General features: G+C 73.1%; 15 protein-coding genes. 9 read left to right on the top strand and 6 right to left on the bottom strand.

The window, feature by feature from the left end:
• Positions 1–107: 107 nt before the first annotated feature.
• Positions 108–569, top strand: coding sequence for a manganese-binding transcriptional regulator MntR (mntR, locus tag MKK82_RS20095; protein ID WP_238288095.1), 462 nt, complete (start codon positions 108–110; stop codon positions 567–569).
• A gap of 126 nt (positions 570–695) precedes the next feature.
• On the opposite strand, the gene MKK82_RS20090 is transcribed toward mntR, so the two are convergent.
• The gene (locus MKK82_RS20090; protein WP_238288097.1) at positions 696–1,880 is read right to left on the bottom strand and encodes a putative zinc-binding metallopeptidase; all 1,185 of its coding nucleotides are present in this window, start codon (positions 1,878–1,880) and stop codon (positions 696–698) included.
• A 200-nt stretch (positions 1,881–2,080) separates the two neighbouring features.
• Here MKK82_RS20090 and MKK82_RS20085 point away from each other — a divergent pair, with 200 nt between their 5' ends.
• The 3 genes from MKK82_RS20085 to MKK82_RS20075 are packed head-to-tail and all read left to right on the top strand — an operon-like array spanning position 2,081 to position 8,806.
• Positions 2,081–5,359 carry a DUF2126 domain-containing protein gene (locus MKK82_RS20085; RefSeq protein WP_238288099.1) on the top strand — a complete coding sequence of 1,093 codons (3,279 nt, stop codon included), beginning with the start codon at positions 2,081–2,083 and terminating at the stop codon, positions 5,357–5,359.
• Positions 5,360–5,372: 13 nt separating this feature from the next.
• Entirely contained in the window at positions 5,373–7,910 is a 2,538-nt protein-coding gene (locus tag MKK82_RS20080) for a circularly permuted type 2 ATP-grasp protein (protein WP_238288530.1), read from the top strand.
• Positions 7,907–8,806, top strand: coding sequence for a transglutaminase family protein (locus MKK82_RS20075; RefSeq protein WP_238288101.1), 900 nt, complete (start codon positions 7,907–7,909; stop codon positions 8,804–8,806). Before MKK82_RS20080 ends, MKK82_RS20075 begins: the two co-directional genes overlap by 4 nt.
• A 195-nt stretch (positions 8,807–9,001) precedes the next feature.
• Here the strand turns inward: MKK82_RS20075 and MKK82_RS20070 are convergent, their stop codons facing one another.
• The 4 genes from MKK82_RS20070 to MKK82_RS20055 all read right to left on the bottom strand — a co-directional run bounded on the left by MKK82_RS20070 (position 9,002) and on the right by MKK82_RS20055 (position 12,981).
• Entirely contained in the window at positions 9,002–9,613 is a 612-nt protein-coding gene (locus tag MKK82_RS20070; RefSeq protein ID WP_238288110.1) for a pyridoxamine 5'-phosphate oxidase family protein, read from the bottom strand.
• Between the two features lie 5 nt (positions 9,614–9,618).
• Complete coding sequence (locus MKK82_RS20065; protein ID WP_243986579.1) at positions 9,619–11,334, bottom strand: lysine--tRNA ligase; 1,716 nt, start codon at positions 11,332–11,334, stop codon at positions 9,619–9,621.
• A gap of 404 nt (positions 11,335–11,738) precedes the next feature.
• On the bottom strand, positions 11,739–11,942 hold the full coding sequence (locus MKK82_RS20060; protein ID WP_243986576.1) for a hypothetical protein: 204 nt from the start codon (positions 11,940–11,942) through the stop codon (positions 11,739–11,741).
• Between the two features lie 88 nt (positions 11,943–12,030).
• Positions 12,031–12,981: a transporter substrate-binding domain-containing protein gene (locus tag MKK82_RS20055; RefSeq protein WP_243986574.1), complete on the bottom strand. Its 951-nt coding sequence runs from the start codon at positions 12,979–12,981 to the stop codon at positions 12,031–12,033.
• 45 nt (positions 12,982–13,026) lie between these two features.
• Here MKK82_RS20055 and MKK82_RS20050 point away from each other — a divergent pair, with 45 nt between their 5' ends.
• The 5 genes from MKK82_RS20050 (at position 13,027) to MKK82_RS20030 (ending at position 16,989) form a co-directional block, all read left to right on the top strand.
• Positions 13,027–14,904 carry a glycosyltransferase family 2 protein gene (locus MKK82_RS20050; protein ID WP_243986572.1) on the top strand — a complete coding sequence of 626 codons (1,878 nt, stop codon included), beginning with the start codon at positions 13,027–13,029 and terminating at the stop codon, positions 14,902–14,904.
• Between the two features lie 165 nt (positions 14,905–15,069).
• Complete coding sequence (locus MKK82_RS20045; RefSeq protein WP_238288121.1) at positions 15,070–15,288, top strand: hypothetical protein; 219 nt, start codon at positions 15,070–15,072, stop codon at positions 15,286–15,288.
• Between the two features lie 95 nt (positions 15,289–15,383).
• Positions 15,384–15,617, top strand: coding sequence for a hypothetical protein (locus tag MKK82_RS20040; protein WP_238288129.1), 234 nt, complete (start codon positions 15,384–15,386; stop codon positions 15,615–15,617).
• Positions 15,618–15,676: 59 nt separating this feature from the next.
• Positions 15,677–16,582 carry a nucleoside triphosphate pyrophosphohydrolase gene (gene mazG, locus MKK82_RS20035; protein ID WP_238288131.1) on the top strand — a complete coding sequence of 302 codons (906 nt, stop codon included), beginning with the start codon at positions 15,677–15,679 and terminating at the stop codon, positions 16,580–16,582.
• A 77-nt stretch (positions 16,583–16,659) separates the two neighbouring features.
• Entirely contained in the window at positions 16,660–16,989 is a 330-nt protein-coding gene (locus MKK82_RS20030) for a hypothetical protein (protein ID WP_238288134.1), read from the top strand.
• Between the two features lie 480 nt (positions 16,990–17,469).
• On the opposite strand, the gene MKK82_RS20025 is transcribed toward MKK82_RS20030, so the two are convergent.
• Positions 17,470–18,009 carry a ferritin-like domain-containing protein gene (locus tag MKK82_RS20025; RefSeq protein ID WP_238288152.1) on the bottom strand — a complete coding sequence of 180 codons (540 nt, stop codon included), beginning with the start codon at positions 18,007–18,009 and terminating at the stop codon, positions 17,470–17,472.
• Positions 18,010–18,097: the final 88 nt, after the last annotated feature.

The following is an 18,097-nucleotide window of genomic DNA, read 5'->3' as shown; positions in this document are numbered from 1 at the left end:
GGTCGAGATTCAAGGGGGCCCTGTCGGCCGCGCGGGACTCCCCTCCCGGTGGCGGTGTTTGCTAGACAGGGGTCGGGCGGCGCGTGCGCGCCGAGAGGGGAGAGCCGATGCAGGAACCGTCCGAGCCGGGCTCGCCCGAGACCGTGCTGGTCGAGCCCGAGCGGCACGTGGAGAGCTTCCGCCAGGCCCGCGAGGCGCGGCGCTCGGAGCTCGTGGAGGATTACGTCGAGCTGATCGACGACCTGATCGGCGATGGCGGCGAGGCGCGGCAGGTGGACATCGCGGCCCGGCTCGGCGTGGCGCAGCCGACAGTCGCCAAGATGCTGAAGCGCCTGTGCGAGGACGGGTTCGTCCAGCAGCGGCCCTATCGCGGCGTGTTCCTGACCGAGGCCGGCCGGCGCCTCGCCGCCCAGGCGCGGGAGCGCCACCGGATCGTCGAGCGCTTCCTGTGCGCCCTCGGGGTGAGCCCCGAGACCGCCCGGCGGGACGCCGAGGGGATCGAGCACCACGTCAGCGCCGAGACCCTGGCGGCGTTCCGCGCCTTCGCGGAGCGGCACGGGGGGGCGTAAGGCGTCCGGTCGCCGTCAGGGCCGCCGTCACAGCGGGCGCAGAAAGGCGACTCGGAGCGGCCGGATCCCGATCGTGCGGCGCTGTTGAAGTGCCGCTGAAGCGCGCCGCCCCGCGCAGGCGCGGTTTCACACCGTCGGCGCGGCCACCTTCTGGCGCAGGCCCATGATCACCGCGCGCAGCATCTCGGCCCCGGCTGCGCCGGCATCCGGCAGGGTGCCGGTGCGGGAGGCGTAGATCCGCTCGTGCACGAAGGCGAGCTTGGCGATCACCGTGGGCGTCAGCTTGAACGGGTAGAGCGCCGGCTGACCCATGCTGTGGGAGAGTGAGTTGATCGCGTAGGTGAGCGGCAGCCACGCCGCGATCAGCCGGTCGAGATCGAGGGTGTTGTACGGATCGAAATCGATCACCGTCGGCGCGGCCTGCCCGTGGCGCAGGCGCGGGCGCACGTGCAGCTCGAAGGTCGAGGCGGTCTCCACCGTGTCGACGATGTGCAGGTAATGCGCGAAGGTCTCGGCGAAGTCCTCCCACGGGTGGGCGGTGGCGTAGGCCGAGACGTAGCCCTCGTCCCAGTCGGCGGGTGCCCCCCGCGCGTAGTGATCCTGCAGGGCCTGGACGTAGTTCCGGCCCTCATCGCCGAACAGCGTCCGGAAGGCCCCGATCATGGGGCTGTTCATCACCAGCAGATACCAGAAATAATGCCCGATCTCGTGCCGGAAATGGCCGAGCAGGGTGCGGTAATGCTCGCCGAACAGGATCCGGCGGCGCTCCCGCTCGACGTCGTCGGCCTCGGCGATGTTCATGGTGATCAGGCCGTTGATATGGCCCGTCAGGACCGGCGTGCCGCCGGAGAAGCTCTCCGCGGGATCGACCAGGAAGTCGAAGGCCAGCCCGTCCGTGTACTGGGCGCGGGTGGCGAGCGGCAGCTCCAGCCGCAGCAGCGAGTAGAACAGCCGGTGCTTGGCGGCCTCGATCTGGCGCCAGCGGGTGAGGTTCCAGCCCTGCGACAGGTCCGGCACCACGCGGTTGTGGCGGCAGGCGGTGCAGTAGAGGTCCGGGCTGTCCTCCGGCACCAGCCAGTTGCAGGCTGACGAGACGGCGTTGTTGCACAGGCGGTAGCGCCGGCCGGGATCCGCGTAGGCATGGAAGATCTGGGCGCCGCCCATCAGCGGGTGCGCGGAGAGCCCCTGCGGCTCCAGGGCCGAGACCTCGTGGACCGCGCAGACGTAGCCCAGCTGCCGCGCGCAGCTCTCGCAGCCGGTCGCCTCGAAGGTGACCGGCTGGTCGCAGGCTTGGCACTGGAAGATCTTCATCGGGCGGTCCCGGGCCGGCAGCCGGCCCACTGGGGGCTCAAGCGGGGCCGGCCGGCAAAGTTCCTGCCACATGCCCCGACCGGCCGGCGCCGCCGCACGAAAATTGCTTGTGGCGCCGTCTGTGTCGCATAACCGGGCGGCAGGGTCCGGTGCCCGGGACCGGCGACGAGACCGCGTTCGATCCATCCGACGGAGCCATCGTGTCGATCAAAGCCGCCCTGCACCACGTCACGCATTACCGCTACGACCGGCCGATCAGCCTCGGGCCGCAGGTGATTCGCCTGCGCCCGGCCCCGCACGCGCGCACCAAGGTGCCGGCCTACGCGCTGACCGTGACGCCCGCCAACCACTTCCTGAACTGGCAGCAGGATCCGAGCGGCAACTGGCTCGCCCGCCTCGTCTTCCCGGAGAAGACCGACGAATTGAAGATCGAGGTCGACCTCACCGCCGACATGGCGGTGATCAACCCGTTCGACTTCTTCGTGGAGGATTACGCGCAGACGCGACCCTTCGCGTACGAGCCCGATCTCACCGAGGAACTGGCCCCCTATCTCGCCCCCGTCGACGCGGATGGCCCGGAGATGGAGGCGCTCCTCGCCCGCCTCCCCGCGGAGCCCAGCACCGTCCAGTTCCTGGTGGCGCTGAACGGCCTGATCGCCCGGGAGACCGCCTACGGCGTCCGGATGGAGCCGGGCGTCCAGACGCCCATCGAGACCCTGCGGCTCAGGAGCGGATCCTGCCGGGACTCGGCGTGGCTGCTCGTGCAGGTGCTGCGCCGGATCGGGCTCGCCGCCCGGTTCGTCTCCGGCTACCTGATCCAACTCGTGCCCGACACCACCGCGGTCGACGGGCCGACCGGCGCGGCGGCGGACTTCACCGACCTGCACGCCTGGGCCGAGGTCTACCTCCCGGGCGCCGGCTGGGTCGGCCTCGACGCGACCTCGGGACTGCTCACCGGCGAGGGCCACATCCCGCTGGCCGCGACGCCGCACTACCATTCGGCCGCCCCGATCTCGGGGGCGATGGAGCCGGCCGAGACCACGTTCGACTTCCGCATGGCCATCACCCGCGTCGCCGAGACGCCGCGGATCACCAAGCCGTTCTCGGACGCGGTCTGGGCGGCCATGGACGCGCTGGGCGAGCGGGTCGACGCCGACCTCGCCGCGCAGGACGTCCGCCTGACCATGGGCGGCGAGCCGACCTTCGTGTCGGTGGACGATTTCGAATCGCCGGAGTGGAACATCGCCGCGGTCGGCCCGACCAAGCGGGGGCTCGCCGACCAGCTGATCCGGCGCCTGCGCGACCGGTTCGGCCCGGGGGGGCTGCTCCATTACGGCCAGGGCAAGTGGTATCCTGGCGAGAGCCTGCCGCGCTGGGCCTTCGCGCTCTACTGGCGCAAGGACGGCAAGCCGATCTGGCGGAACCCGGACCTGATCGCTCCGGAAGCTGCTCCCGGGCAGGCGGGGACGGCCACCATCGCGCAGGCCAAGGCGCTCGCCGACGCGCTGGCCCGGCGCCTCGGCCTCGCCGCCTACGTCTTCCCGGCCTTCGAGGACGGCGAACTCTGGGAGAAGAAGGCCGCCGCCCTGCCGGTCAACGTCACGCCCGAGGCGGCCCGGTCCGGCTCCGTGGAGTTCGACGCCCGGATCCGGCGCGTCTACGCCCGCGGTCTCGGGGAGGCCGCGGGCTACGTCCTGCCGCTCGCGAGTCTGCCCACCGGCCGGGACGGCGATTCCGATCGCGTCTGGATCTCGGAGGCCTGGGAGTTCCGGCGCGGCGCCGCCTTCCTGGTGCCGGGGGATTCCCCCGTGGGCTTCCGGCTGCCCCTGTCGTCGCTGCCCTACGTGCCGCCCGAGCACTATCCCTATTACCAGCCCCAGGACCCGCTGGAGCCGCGCCCGCCCCTCCAGGACGGGCTTCCCGGCGCGGCCACCGTCAACGGCGCCGGCATCACCGGCGTCGCGGTGCGCACGGCGGTCTCGATCGAGCCCCGGGACGGCGTGGTGCGGGTGTTCATGCCGCCGGTGCAGCGCGCCGACGAGTATCTGGAACTCGCCGGCCACCTGGAGGCGGCCGCCGCGGAGCTGGACCTGCCGATCCACCTGGAAGGCTACGAGCCGCCCTACGACCCGCGCATCGGCGTGATCAAGGTCACCCCCGATCCCGGGGTCATCGAGGTGAACGTCCACCCGGCGGCATCCTGGCGGGAGGCGGTCGCCATCACCACCGATCTCTACGCCGAGGCCCGCCAGACCCGGCTGGGCGCCGAGAAGTTCATGACCGACGGGCGCCACACTGGCACCGGCGGCGGCAACCACGTGGTCATGGGCGGCGTCACGCCGGACGATTCCCCGTTCCTGCGCCGGCCCGACCTCCTGAGGAGCCTCGTGCTCTACTGGCAGCGCCACCCGGCCCTCTCGTACCTGTTCTCCGGCCTCTATATCGGCCCGACCAGCCAGGCGCCGCGCATGGACGAGGCGCGGCACGACGGCCTCTACGAGCTGGAGATCGCCCTCGCCCAGATCCCCGCCCCCGACGCGCCCAACATCCCGCGCTGGCTCGTCGACCGGGTGTTCCGCAACATCCTGGTGGACGTGACCGGCAACACCCACCGCGCCGAGATCTGCATCGACAAGCTCTACTCGCCGGATGGGCCCACCGGCCGCCTCGGCCTGCTGGAGTTCCGCGCCTTCGAGATGCCGCCGGACGCGCGGATGAGCCTCGCCCAGCAGGGGCTGCTGCGCGCCCTCGTGGCCTGGCTGTGGCGCGAGCCGCAGACCGGCGGCTGTGTCCGCTGGGGCACGAACCTGCACGATCGGTTCATGCTGCCGCATTTCCTCTGGTCCGACTTCCTCTCGGTGCTGGAGGATCTCCGGGAGGCGGGGTACGCTTTCGATCCGGTTGCCTTCGAGGCGCAGGCCCTGTTCCGCTTCCCCGTGTTCGGCACGGTCGAGCAGGGCGGGGTCCGGATGGAACTGCGCCAGGCGCTGGAGCCCTGGCACGTGATGGGCGAGGAAGGGACCAGCGGGGGCACCGTGCGCTTCGTCGACAGCTCGGTCGAGCGGCTGCAGGTCAAGGTCGAGGGCTTCGTGCCCGAGCGGCACGTCATCGCGTGCAACGGCCGACGCCTGCCCATGACCTCCACCGGCCGCGGCGGCGAGGCCGTGGCGGGCCTGCGCTTCAAGGCGTGGCAGCCGGCCTCCTCGCTGCACCCGACCATCCCCGCCCACTCACCGCTGACCTTCGACATCCTCGACGCCTGGAGCGGGCGCTCGCTCGGCGGCTGCCGCTACCACGTCGCCCATCCCGGCGGCCGCAACTACGAGACCCATCCGGTGAACGCCTACGAGGCGGAGGGGCGCCGTCTCGCCCGGTTCCAGCCGCACGGCCACACGCCGGGCCGGGTGGAGATGCCCCGGGCGGAGGCCAGCGCCGAGTTCCCGCTGACCCTCGACCTGCGGATGCCGGCGCCGCAATGACCGGGGGGCCGTGATGGAGGCGGCGCTCGCGGGAAGCCGCGGCCAGGCCGAGCCGGCGGAGGGCCCGCGGGAGCGCGCCGCCCGCTGGAGCGCGGGCTATCGCCCCGCCCCCGGCCGGCCGGACGAGTTCCTGGGACCCGACGGTCGGCCCCGCGGGGCGTGGCCGCGCCTGCTCGACCGTCTCGGCGGCCTCACCGAGCCGGAGATCATGGCCCGCTTCGTCGCGGCGGAGCGGCACATCCGGGATGCCGGCATCTCGTTCCGCATCGCCGGCGACCAGCGCGAGCATCCCTGGCCGCTCGGCTGCCTGCCCCTGGTGATCGAGGGGCCCGAATGGGCCGCGCTCAGCGCCGGGATCGTCCAGCGCGCGGAGCTGATGGAGGCGATCCTCGCCGACACCTACGGGGACGGCCGCCTGGTCGCCGAGGGGCTCCTGCCCGCCGCGATCGTGGCCGGCACGCCCGAATTCCTGCACCCGCTCCACGGCGTCGCACCCCCCGGCGGCCACTACCTGAAGCTCTACGCCGCCGATCTGGGCCGGGGACCGGACGGGCGCTGGCAGGTGCTCGCCGACCGGACGCAGGCGCCCTCGGGGCTCGGCTGGGCGCTCGAGAACCGGATGGTCCTGGCCCGGACCTTCCCGGACTTCTTCCAGGATCTTCACGTCGAGCGCCTGCCGGCCTTCTTCCAGGCCTTTCGCGATGGCTTGGCGCTCGGTGCCGAGCGCGCCGACCCGCGGATCTGCCTGCTGACCTCCGGCCCCTACAGCAGCACCTATGTCGAGCAGGCGGCGCTCGCCCGCTACCTCGGCCTGATGCTGGTGGAGGGCGACGACCTCGTCATGCGGGACGGCCGCCTGCACGTGCGCACCGTCTCGGGCCTGAAGCGCGCCGACGCCCTGTGGCGGCGGATCGACGCCGACTTCCTCGACCCCCTGGAGCTGAACCCGGCCTCGCGGCTCGGCGTGCCCGGCATCCTGGACGCCCTGCGCAACGGCTCCCTGGTGATGGCCAACATGCCGGGTGCGGGGCTCGTCGAATCGGCCGCGCTCGCCCCCTACCTCGACGGCATCGCCCGGCGCGTCCTCGGGGAGCCCCTGCGGCTCGGCCATCCGCGCACGTGGTGGTGCGGCGACCTCGAGGGGTTGGCACACGCGCAGGCCAATCTCGACAGCCTGATCCTGCGGCCGGCCGCCACGCCCCAGCGCGGGGCGGGGCGCGACGCGATCCTGGCGGGGCCGGTCCTGGCGGCCGAGCGCGAGCGGGTCGTGGCGGCCCTGCGCGACCGGCCCTTCGACTACGTCGCCCAGGAGGCGGCGCCGCTCTCGACCATGCCGGGCTGGGAGCGCGGCGAGGCCGGCCTCGCCCTGGTGCCCCGTGCCTTCGTGGTCCGCGTCTTCGCCACCCGGACGCCCCTGGGCTGGCAGGTCATGCCGGGCGGCTTCTGCCGCGTCTCGGAGCGCGAGGACGTCGACCCCATCGAGATGCGGCTCGGCATCCGCTCCGCCGATGTCTGGGTCCTGTCCGATCAGCCGATCGCGGCGCCGCTGATCGGCTCGCACGCGGCCCCGCGGGTGCGGCGGGTCGGGGGACACCTGCCCTCCCGGGCGGCCGACGGCCTGTTCTGGCTCGGCCGCTATCTCGAGCGCGCCGAGGCGGTGATCCGGCTCGTCCTCGCCCATCTGCGCAGCGTCGGGGACGCGGTCGGGGCCGACATCTCGGGCGCCCTCGACACGCCCGCGGCCCTGGCGCTGCGCACCCTCCTGCACGAGTGGGGCAGCATCGGCGCGGCCGACCTGCCCACCGCCCGCCTCGCCCAGGAGGCGCTGGCCAGGCACCAGCGGCCGGGCTCGGCCCAGGCCCACATCGGCTCGGCCCGCCGCAACGCCGCCGCGCTCCGGGCCCGCCTGTCGGGCGAGACCTGGCGGGTGCTCGCCGACTTGGACGAGTTCCTGTCCCTCGACACCGAGCGGGGGCTGACCGAGTCGCAGCTCGCCGGCCGCGCCGAGCAGGCGCTGAGCCACCTCGCGGCGCTCTCCGGCCTCACGCACGAGAACATGAGCCGCGCCGAGGGCTGGCACTTCGTCGAGCTCGGCCGGCGCGTCGAGCGGGCGATCAACACCTGCACCTTCGCGCTGGCCTTCGCCAACGACGAGGCGACCCCGGGCTGCCTCGGGGTGATGCTGTCGCTCTGCGATTCGCAGATCAGCTACGGGCGCCGCTACATGCAGGGCGCGGCCCTCGACCCGGTCCGCGACATGGTCCTGCTCGATCCCTACAACCCGCGCTCAATCGCCTTCCAGGCGGAGGCGATCACCCGCCACCTCGCCGACCTGCCGGCGCTGGCCGCGGACGGGATCCCCGAGCCGCATTGCCGCCTCGCCGCCCGGATCCTGTCGGAGCTGCGCAGCGGCGAGGCCGCGGATTTCGACGCCGTGCGCCTGACCGTCCTGGCGACCGACCTGGAGCGGCTCGCCGACGGGATCGCGGTCCGCTACTTCCCCACCGGGCCGAACGCGCTGCGCCCTGAGAAACTGACGGGGCTGGCGTGATCTACACGCTGCGCCATCGCACCACCTACCGCTACGGCAAGCCGGTGCACTTCGCCCGCTGCACCCTGCGGCTCAAGCCGCAGGATTGCGAGGGGCAGAGCGTGCTGGCGAGCGCCGTCACCGTCGATCCGAGCCCCACCCGGGCGGTGATGCGGCGCGACTATTTCGGGATCGACGCGGTGGCGATCACCCTGGAGGTGCCCCACACCACCTTCAGCGTCGAGGCGCTCTCCACCGTGCGGGTCGAGCGACCCGCCCCGCCGCTCCCGGAATCCGGGATGCCCTGGGAGCGCGTCCGGGACGCCGTGGTGGCCGGGCGCGACCTCGGCGGCCGGGCGCCGGTACATCTCCTGTTCCCGAGCGGCCGGGTGCCGCTGCTGCCCGCGATCACCGACTACGCCCGCCCGAGCTTCGCCTCCGGCCGGAGCGCCTACGGGGCGGCCCACGACCTGATGCTGCGGATCGGCCAGGATTTCCGGTTCGACGCCAAGGCCACCACCGTCTCGACGCCGCTCGCCGAGTCCTTCGCGCTCCGGGCCGGGGTCTGCCAGGACTTCGCCCACGTGATGATCGCCGCCCTGCGCGGCATGGGCCTGCCGGCCGCCTATGTCAGCGGGTACCTGCGCACGGTGCCGCCGCCGGGCCGCCCGCGCCTGCGCGGGGCGGATGCGAGCCACGCCTGGGTGGCGGTCTGGTGCGGCGAGAGCTGGCTCGGCCTCGACCCGACCAACGGCGTCGCCGTGCGCGACGACCACATCGTGGTGGCCCGCGGCCGCGATTACGGCGACGTGGCCCCCGTCGACGGCATCGTCAGCGGCTCGGGCAAGCAGCGCCTCAAGGTCGAGGTCGACGTCATCCCCGATACCGAGACGCAGGATCTCGCCCTGGTGGGGTGAGGGAGCCGGGCTCCGCTGCCGGACTGCGCCCGAGGCTCCCCCGTTTCCTCATCGGGGAGTGCCCCAGCGCGGCGGAGGCCTCGCAGCAGGACTCCAGGGATCGCGGCGCTTCCCGGAGGCCTCCTCCGCGGCCCGCGGGTGCGGGCACCCTAGGAGGGAAGGGTCATCGGAAAGGCCGGCTCTCGGCGCCGGCCCTCACCACATCGTCTCGGCCGCCCGCTCCGGCCATTCCGCGTCGTAGCGCGCACCGCCGACCGCGCCCGCGGTGAGCGCCGCCAGGATCGCCCCGGGGGTCGGCAGGGTCGCCGGTTCGACGCGGGATTCGGGATCCCACAGCCTGGCCCGGATGATCGCCCTTGCGCACTGGAAGTAGATCTCCGCGACGGTGATCACGACCGCGGTGCGCGGCGCGTGGCCGTCGACCCGGAACGTGGCGAGGAGATCCGGATCGGCCGAGATCACCGCCCGCCCGTTCACCCGCAGCGTCGTGCCCGAGCCCGGGATCAGGAACAGCAGCGCCACCCGCGGATCGCGCACGATGTTGCGGAGCGAGTCGATCCGGTTGTTCCCCCGCCGGTCCGGCAGGATCAGCGTGCGCGGATCGGCGACCCGCACGAAGCCCGGCCGGTCCCCGCGGGGGCTGCAATCGAGCCCCTCGGGGCCGGCGGTCGCCAGCACCGCGAAGGGCGAGGCCGCGATCAGCGCCGCGTAATCCGGCGTGACCGCGCCGGCCACCTTCACGGTGGAGGCGGGGGCCAGGGGCGCGGTGTAGATCGCCTCCAGGGCGGCGAGGCTGTCGACGATCACGGCGCTCACGCGACCGGGGGCGCGACCGTGGCCTTGCCGGCCGCGAAGGCTTCGTGCTCGGCGACCAGCGCCCCCGACAGGGCCGCCTCGATCAGCTCCCGGGTCTCCGCGACCCCGTAGAGGGCCACGAAGGAGCCGAACCGGGGCCCGCGCGCCTCGCCGAACAGCACGTTGTACAGGCTCGTGAACCACGCCTGGGACACGCCCGGCCGGCCGTCCGGGCTCTTGGCCTTGCCGGACGTGTCGGGGAAGTGACGCCGTCCGACCTCGTAGACCGCCGCCTGCAGGGCCTCCGGATCGGTGGAGCCGGCATGGGCTCGGAGGGTCTCCGACAGGTCCTCCAGGGCGGCCCGCTCCTCGGGCGTCGGCGCCCGGTAGGTCTTGGCGGGCCGCACGAAGTCCGAGAAGTACTTCAGCGCGTGGACCACCAGCCGGTCGAGGCCCCGATGGGTCTCCGGCCCGGTCTGCGGCGCGTAGCGGCGGATGAAGCCCCACAGCACTGCCGGATCCTCGGTGTTGGCCACCGCGGCGAGGTTGAGCAGCATCGCGAAGGTCAGGCTCGCGCCCTCGACCCGCTCCGGCACCGGCGGGCTGCCGGCATGGAGGTGCCAGACCGGGTTGCCGAGACGCAGCTTCGCGTCCTGGCCGGCATAGCGGTCGAGGAAGCCGATATACTCGTCCACGTGCCGGGGGATCACGTCGAAGAACAGGCGCTTGGCCTCGCGCGGCTTGTTGTACATGAACAGGGCGAGCGAGTCCGGCGTGCCGTAGGTGAGCCACGCGTCGATGGTCAGGCCGTTGCCCTTCGACTTCGAGATCTTCTGCCCCTTCTCGTCGAGGAACAGCTCGTAGTTGAAGCCCTCCGGCGGCTCGCCGCCGAGCGCCCGGGCGATCCTGGCCGAGAGCTTGACCGAGTCGATCAGGTCCTTGCCGGCCATCTCGTAGTCGACGCCGAGCGCGACCCAGCGCATCGCCCAGTCGGGCTTCCACTGCAGCTTGGCGTGGCCGCCGGTCACCGGAGTCTCGTAGCGCTCGCCTGTGGCGGGATCGCGCCACACGATGGTGCCGCTCTCCGCCTTCACCTCGTCGATCGGCACCTGCATCACGTGGCCGGTGACCGGGTGGAGCGGCAGGAACGGCGAGTAGCTCGCCGAGCGCTCGGCCCGCAGCGACGGGAGCATGATCTCCATCACGGCGTCGTAGCGCTCCAGCACCCGCAGCAGCGTGGCGTCGAACACGCCCGCGCGGTAGCACTCGGTGGCCGAGCGGAACTCGTAGGCAAATCCGAACGCGTCGAGGAAGCGGCGCAGCTCGGCGTTGTTGTGCGCCCCGAAGCTGTCATGGGTGCCGAACGGGTCCGGCACGCGGGTGAGCGGCTGGTTGAGGTGGTCGGCCAGCATCGCGCGGTTCGGCACGTTGTCGGGCACCTTGCGCAGCCCGTCCATGTCGTCCGAGAAGGCGATCAGCCGGGTCGGCACCGCGTCGCGGGTGAGCACCCGGAAGGCGTGGCGGACCATGGAGGTGCGGGCGACCTCGCCGAACGTGCCGATATGCGGCAGGCCCGAGGGCCCGTAGCCGGTCTCGAACAGCACCTCCGTCTTGCCGGATTTCTCCAGCCGCGCGACGAGCTTGCGCGCCTCCTCGAAGGGCCAGGCGGCGGCGTTGGCGGCGGCCTCGATGGTGTCGGGATCGAGGGTCGGGGCTGGGGGAGCGGCTGGCATGTCTTCGGGGATGCGTGTTTGGGAGGGCGCACCCTAGAGCGGTTCGCGCCGGAGCGGAACGCCCGGTGGTGCAATGGAATCACGTTCGCCCGCAGCGGCGGTGGCGCGGTCGGAGCGATCAGACTTGCGACGGCACGCGCTGTCGCGTGCCAAGTATGTCGCGTGCCAAGTATGATGACCTCGCCTGCACGGACGCGGTCCGTGATCGCACAGGGGTACGGGCGTACGACGAGCCGACGACGTCCCGGGCGCGGTCGTTGAGCCCGCGAAGGGATGCTGCGAGAGCAGATCCCTCGCACCCTGACCGCGTTGCAGGCCGTGCTGCGCGCCCTGCGGGTTCCGCGCATCGATAGGGGTGAGGACCCTGTCGAGCGGGGCTGCGGCAGGGCGGGTGATCCGCAGCTTCACAGACCGAGCTTGGCCCGGAGGGCGCGGATCTCCGCATCGGTGGCGCAAGCGCCGCGCGCCTCGGCGACCCTGGACTCGTCGGGCTCCGCTTCTTCCTCCGGGGTGAACCGGTAGACCGAGCCCTCGTCGCCCACGAAGGCCAGCATGTGGCGGGCGATCTCGTCCTGGAGAGCCGGGGACAGGTCGCGCGCCTTCGCCACGGCCTTCTCGAGCCGATCCGCCCTGGTGCCATCCGGCAGCCGAAGCCCGGCGGGCAGGATTCCTGATTCCCACCCCCGATGGAAGCCCTCAGAACGGGCTGACGGGGAAGAACCGCAGGTACAGCTCGGTGTACTTGCCGTCGTCCCAGACCCGCTGGAGCGCGTCGTCCAGCGCCCGGGAGAGGGCCGCGTCCTCCTGGCGGGTGACCAGGCCGATGCCCTCCCCGAAGTAGCGGTTCTCCAGGTAGTCGCCGCCGATCAGCGCGCAGCACGACTCCGCGTCCTGGCCGCCGACATAGAGGGCGAGGTTGAGGCCGTCGGCGAAGAGGTAGTCGACCTCGCCGCGCTTGAGCGCGCCCTCGGCCGCCGCGAGGTCGGTGAAGTCCTTCGGTACGGCCTTGGGGAAGAAGGCCTTGAGGTAGGCCGCATGGGCGCTGCCGGCGATCACCCCGACGCTGCGTTCGGCCAGGGCCGCCGCCGAGGGGACCGGCAGGCCCTTGTCGGTCCGCGCGGCGAAGCGCGCCGGCCAGCGGAAATACGGCCGGGTCGCCAGGAATTTTTCCCGCAGGGTGGCGGTCAGGGGGATCGCGGCGGCGACCACGTCGCCCTGCTTGCCGTCGAGGGCGTCCAGCAGCGTGTCGAATCGGCGCGCCTGCACCGTGCAGGGGATCGCCAGCTTCTCGCAGACCGCCCGGGCGAGCTCGACCACGAAGCCGGTCGGGGTGCCGTCGGGGCCGGCGAAGTGCAGCGGCGGGAACTCGTCGTCGGTGAGGAAGCGGACCGCTCGGCCGGTCTGGGGCGCCTCCACCCGCTCGCCGCGGCTGCGGGGGTTCCAGAAATCCGGCACCGTGACGGTGGGGAGGACCCGGGCTTCGTGGGCTGCGGCCTGCGCCGCGGCATCGACCGGCTGCGCGCCGCTCCACAGCGCGAGGACGATCGCGGCCGACGTGAGCCAGGATGGGACAACGGTCCCACCGGCTCTTGACGGTGGGGCGGGGGCGGTGCTCCTCTCGGAGCGGGGACAGGGGAACTGGCTCACCCTCCTCCTCTATCACGTCCTGGGGCCACCGGGGGAGCGCGCGGCGTGTCGTTCCAGCGCCCGCCTACGGCGCGGGCCGCCCTGCCGCCGGAGATCGCCTTCCTGCTCGCCCAGGGTGTCGATGGCCGCCTGCTCGCCCGCGCCGCCGCGGAGGCCGCCGCCGCCGGAACGGACGCGGCGACCGCGCTGCTGAACGCGGGCTTGATGTCCGAGGCAACCTATTATCGGGCCCTCGCCCGGGCGCTCGGCGCCCCCTACCTCGACGGGCCGATCGCGTTCGGCCTGGGCCTCGCCTTCCCGGGCAGCCTCGTCACCGGCCTCGCGCCGCTGGCCCTCGGATCGGCGGCGCCCTGCGTGCTGGCCCCCCGCGGCCGGGCGATCACGGACCTCCTCGACGGTGCGGGCCGCAGCGCCATGCCGGCGATCACCAGCCCGACCCACCTGCGCGCGGCGGTGTTCGCCGCGATCCCCGGGCAGGTGGCGGACCACGCCGCGCACGATTTGCGGCGGCGCATGCCCGAGCGGGCCACGGCGCGCGAGCCGGCCTTCTGGTGGCTGCTGATCCTCGCCCTCGCGCTGGCCGCGACGCTCTGCCTGTGCGCGGCACTCCCGGCGCCGCTCGTGCGCGCCCTGACGCTCGCCGGGCAATGCCTGTTCCTGGGGATGACGACCCTCCGGCTGGCGGCCCTGGCCATCCCGGCACCGGTGGCGGCGGAGGACGGGACCGTGCCGCCGCTCGCCGACGCCGACCTGCCGGTCTACACGGTGCTGGTTCCCCTCCACCGCGAGGCGGCGGTGGTGCCCCCCCTGATCCGGGCGCTGGCCGCCCTCGACTATCCGGCCGCCAAGCTCGACATCAAGCTCCTGATCGAGGCGGACGACCGGGAGACCGCGGTGGCCCTCGCCCGCATCCCCCTGCCGGCCCGGTTCGCCGTCATCGCGGTGCCGCCGGGCGCGCCGCGCACCAAGCCCCGGGCGCTCAACGTCGCCCTGCCGCTCGCCCGCGGCACCCTGCTCACGGTCTACGATGCCGAGGACGACCCCGATCCCGGGCAGCTGCGGCTGGCGGCCGCCCTGTTCGCGCGCCTTCCCGAGCGCGTGGCCTGCCTCCAGGGGCGGCTGGTGATCGACAACGCCGGCGATTCGCGGCTCGCCCGCGCCTTCGCCCTCGAATATGCGGGGCTGTTCGACGTCCTGAACCCGGCGCTCGCCCGGTGCGGGCTGCCGGTCCCCCTGGGCGGGACCTCGATGCACCTGCGCACCCGGGTGCTGCAGGCCCTGGGCGGCTGGGACGCCTACAACGTGACCGAGGATGCCGATCTCGGCCTGCGCCTCGCCCTGGCGGGCTACGCGGTCGGGGACCTGCCGAGCAGCACGTTCGAGGAGGCGCCGGCCCGGTTCGGGCCGTGGCTCGCCCAGCGCACCCGCTGGTTGAAGGGCCTGATCCAGACCAGCCTCACCCACGGGCGCCGTCCCCTGGCGAACGCGCGCAGCCTCGGCGGCCTGGAAGCGCTCTGTGCCGTGGCGCTGGTGCCGGGCACGGTGGCCTCGGCGCTGGCCTACCCGGTGTGCCTCGCCGCGGCCCTCTGGGCGGTCCTGGTCCGGGACATCCCGACCGCCTCCGTCTTCCTGGACAACCTCGTCACCGGGCTCGCCATCACCCTGTTCGGAGCGGGGCTCGCGGCCCTGGTGCTCCCGTCCCTGCTGGGCTGCGCCCGGCGTGGCTGGGGCGACCTCGCCCGGTCGGCCCCCTGGATGCCGCTCTACTTCCTGATGGTCAGCCTGGCCGCGTGGCTGGCGCTGGTCGAACTGCTCCGCGCGCCGACCCGCTGGAACAAGACCCAGCACGGCCTCGCGCGGACCTCCCGCAGGGGGCGGCTGCGCCGCCTGCGATCCGTCCCCCGCCACCCTGCGACACTCTGAGGCGGATCACCCGGGGCCGGCGCGACCGCCGATTTCCTTCAACCCGGATCGACCACGTCGCCCGCCGCCGCCCTTAGCTTCAGAGGGCCGACGAGGCCCGCATCGCGGGCGGCCGGATCGTCACCGCGGGGCCGAGCGATGCGGGCCTCTCATCTCCGACGTACCATGGAGCATGCGGAGGGCCGCTCCGGCCGCGCCTGCGCCAGCGACCGCCAGGAGGCGGTGGACGTGGAAGCCGCGATCCGCGGGGCGCAGGAACTCTGCCGCAAGGCCGCCGGCATGCGCCTGACGGGGGCGGTGCTGATGGACGAGGTCGGGCAGATCCTCTGGTCGTTCAGCCGCGCGCTGGCGCACGAACCGCTCTGCGTCCGGCGCACCCGCTAAGATCCCGGTCCACCAGCAAAGACCGGTGCACGCGCTGAGGCCGGCGCAACGCTTGGGGCTCCTGCGTGGTTGTCGTCTCAGGTTCTGGGTATCCCATGACAACGATTGCGATCCTGATCGGTACGCAGGCGGGCGCCCGCCTGCTGGCTGCCGCCTCCGAGCGCGAGGCCGCCCTGTCGGCCGAGGCGTTCCTGCTGCGCATGCCGGTCCGCGCCCTCCCGGCGCCGCTCTGGGTCCAGTGCGCCGATCCGGCCGTCAGCGGGCGCCTCACCGGCTACCTCAACGCCCTGCAGGCCGAGCAGGTGCGCGAGCGCGACGCCCGGGTCTGACCCCGCGTCGGGCGGTGGGCGGATTCCCCTTTGCCGCGCCATGCTCTAACGCCACGGCTATGAGCGAGGCACACGAGGCGGACCCGGCCGGGCGGATGGGGGCGAAGGAGCCCGTGGAAGCTCCCCTGGACAGGCTCCTGCGCCTGATGGCGATCTTGCGCGATCCGGTCCGCGGCTGCGCCTGGGACGTGGCGCAGACGCCCGCCACCATCGTGCCCTACACGATCGAGGAGGCCTACGAGGTCGCCGACGCGGTGGCACGGGGCGACCGCGCCGACCTGCGCGACGAACTCGGCGACCTGCTCCTCCAGGTGGTGTTCCACGCCCGCATGGCCGAGGAGGCGGGCGCCTTCGCGTTCGACGACGTGGCGCGCGCCATCGGCGACAAGCTGGTCCGCCGCCACCCGCACGTGTTCGAGCCGGACGGGACGCTCCTGCCCGAAGGCGCGCCGCGGCACGACCCGGCGCAGATCGAGGCGCAATGGGCCGCGATCAAGGCGCAGGAACGCGCGGATCGGCCGGCCGGCCGGGACGGGCCGGCACCGGATCCGCTCGGCGGCGTCGCCCGGGCGCTGCCGGCGCTGGCTCGGGCCGAGAAGATCTCGCGGCGGGCGGCCGCCCATGGTTTCGACTGGGACGATGCCGCCCAGGTCGTCGACAAGGTCCGCGAGGAGACCGACGAGGTCGCGGAGGCGCTGGACCGGGGCGACCGTCAGGCCCTGTCCGAGGAGATCGGCGACCTCCTGTTCTCGGTGGCCAACCTCGCCCGGCATGCCGGGATCGACCCGGAGACGGCGCTGCGCGACGGCACCGCCAAGTTCGAGCGCCGCTTCGCCGCCATGGCCGCGCACCTGCGCGCGGCCGGGGGCGACCTCGGCCGGTCGGACCTGGCCGCCATGGAGGCCGCATGGCAGGCGGCCAAGCGCGGCGAGGCATCGTTGGACGCGGCACCCCACGACGGGTGAGCCGGCGCGGCGATCATCCGCGGCGGGCCGGCGCCGCGAGGGCTCGACAGGGGCCGGCCGGGGGATATGTTCCGCGCATGCGCCTCGTCCTCCCCATCCTCGCCGCCCTCACCCTGACAGCCGCCCTGTCCCGGCCCGCCGGGGCCGAGACGATCACCAAGGGACGGTTCGGCTGCCACACGCAGGAGGTCACGGACCGCCTGTTCAAGCTGGTCATGGCCGGTGAGGAGGTGGCGTTCGGACAGCTCCTGAATGTCAGCCTCGCCAGCGGCGAATGCCGGTCCTGGAAGCCGGGCGAGGAGGTCCGGCTCGAGAGCCGGACGCTGACCTACGGCTGCCTTGCGCTCAACGACTCGCAGGACCGCTGCTACTGGACGCCGCTCAGCGCGATTCAGCCGGCGAACTAGCGGCCGCCGGGTCGCCCGCGCCAGATCGCCCGCGCCAAGTCGCCCGCGCCAGGTCGCCAAACCAAGTCGCGATCACCGGGCTGCCGCGTCGCGGCTGGTCGGCGCAGCGCGCCGGCAGGGTTCAGGTCCTGTCGCCGCGCGTCGTCGCGGCCCGGCCCCGTCAGGCCTGCGTGAAGGGCGCTCGGCGGAGGGGCGACGTGGCGATGGGCCACGGGCGTGTCAGCCGGGGGCGGTGAAGCGCGCCCTTGTCTCGGATGCCCCTGTCTCGGACGCCCCTGTCCCGGATGACCGGAACACGGTGGACGAGGATCCGGGACGCAGTCCGTGAGCCCAGTGGCGCCCCGGGCAGGCGACCGTCCTCGAACGCGGCCGATCTGTCCCTGAACCCGCCTGGCGCACCGGAGGGATCGGTGCCGATCCCTCGGAACCGCCACCGGCCCGCGAGGGAGGGCGCCCCGGCCCTCCCCGCCCTGCCCGCGCTCAGGCGGCCTTCTTCGAGCCCTTGCCGTTCGATGCTTCGGTGTCGTCCCCGGCCGTGCCGGCGGCGTTGATCGCCTCGGCGATCTCGGACAGCCGGGCGTCGGTCTTCTTCTCCTCCTGCAGGGTCTCGTCGAGGAGCTTGGCGGCGTCCGCGTAGCCGAGCTGGCCGGCCCAGGTCTTCAAGGTGCCGTAGCGGGCGATCTCGTAATGCTCCACCGCCTGGGCGCAGGCGGCCAGCACCGCGTCGGCGGCAGGCGTCTCGGCGAAGTCCTCGAGATCCTCCTCCATCTCGGAGACGATCCCCTGCATCGCTTCGCAGGTCTTGGCCCGGGCGGGCTTGCCGATGATCTCGAAGACCTGCGTCAGGCGCTCGACCTGCTGGGCGCTCTCCTCGGCATGGGTCTCGAAGGCTTGGCGCAACTCCGCGTGCTCCGCCGCCTTGGCGGATTTCTTGAGGGCTTTCACGGATTGCTTCTCGGCGTAGTAAACGTCCTTCAGGGTCTCGTAGAAGGCGTCGTGCAGCGTCTTCTGCTTGGCCATGGCGATCTGTCTCCCTTGGCGCCGCTGCCGGGTGCGCGGCGTCTGGACGGGGAACGCCAGTCCTGCGGGACGTATCCGGACGATATCT

This window comes from Methylobacterium sp. E-046, from assembly GCF_022829625.1.
In the GTDB taxonomy this organism is placed as follows: domain Bacteria; phylum Pseudomonadota; class Alphaproteobacteria; order Rhizobiales; family Beijerinckiaceae; genus Methylobacterium; species Methylobacterium longum.
This window is presented reverse-complemented; position numbering and strand designations above follow the sequence as displayed.

Excerpts from the sequence above, each read along its gene's own strand:
- mntR (WP_238288095.1), top strand. The coding sequence starts at position 108 with ATGCAGGAACCGTCCGAGCCGGGCTCGCCCGAGACCGTGCTGGTCGAG.
- MKK82_RS20090 (WP_238288097.1), bottom strand. The coding sequence starts at position 1,880 with ATGAAGATCTTCCAGTGCCAAGCCTGCGACCAGCCGGTCACCTTCGAG.
- MKK82_RS20080 (WP_238288530.1), top strand. The coding sequence starts at position 5,373 with ATGGAGGCGGCGCTCGCGGGAAGCCGCGGCCAGGCCGAGCCGGCGGAG.
- MKK82_RS20065 (WP_243986579.1), bottom strand. The coding sequence starts at position 11,334 with ATGCCAGCCGCTCCCCCAGCCCCGACCCTCGATCCCGACACCATCGAG.
- MKK82_RS20045 (WP_238288121.1), top strand. The coding sequence starts at position 15,070 with ATGGAGCATGCGGAGGGCCGCTCCGGCCGCGCCTGCGCCAGCGACCGC.
- MKK82_RS20040 (WP_238288129.1), top strand. The coding sequence starts at position 15,384 with ATGACAACGATTGCGATCCTGATCGGTACGCAGGCGGGCGCCCGCCTG.
- mazG (WP_238288131.1), top strand. The coding sequence starts at position 15,677 with ATGAGCGAGGCACACGAGGCGGACCCGGCCGGGCGGATGGGGGCGAAG.
- MKK82_RS20030 (WP_238288134.1), top strand. The coding sequence starts at position 16,660 with ATGCGCCTCGTCCTCCCCATCCTCGCCGCCCTCACCCTGACAGCCGCC.
- MKK82_RS20025 (WP_238288152.1), bottom strand. The coding sequence starts at position 18,009 with ATGGCCAAGCAGAAGACGCTGCACGACGCCTTCTACGAGACCCTGAAG.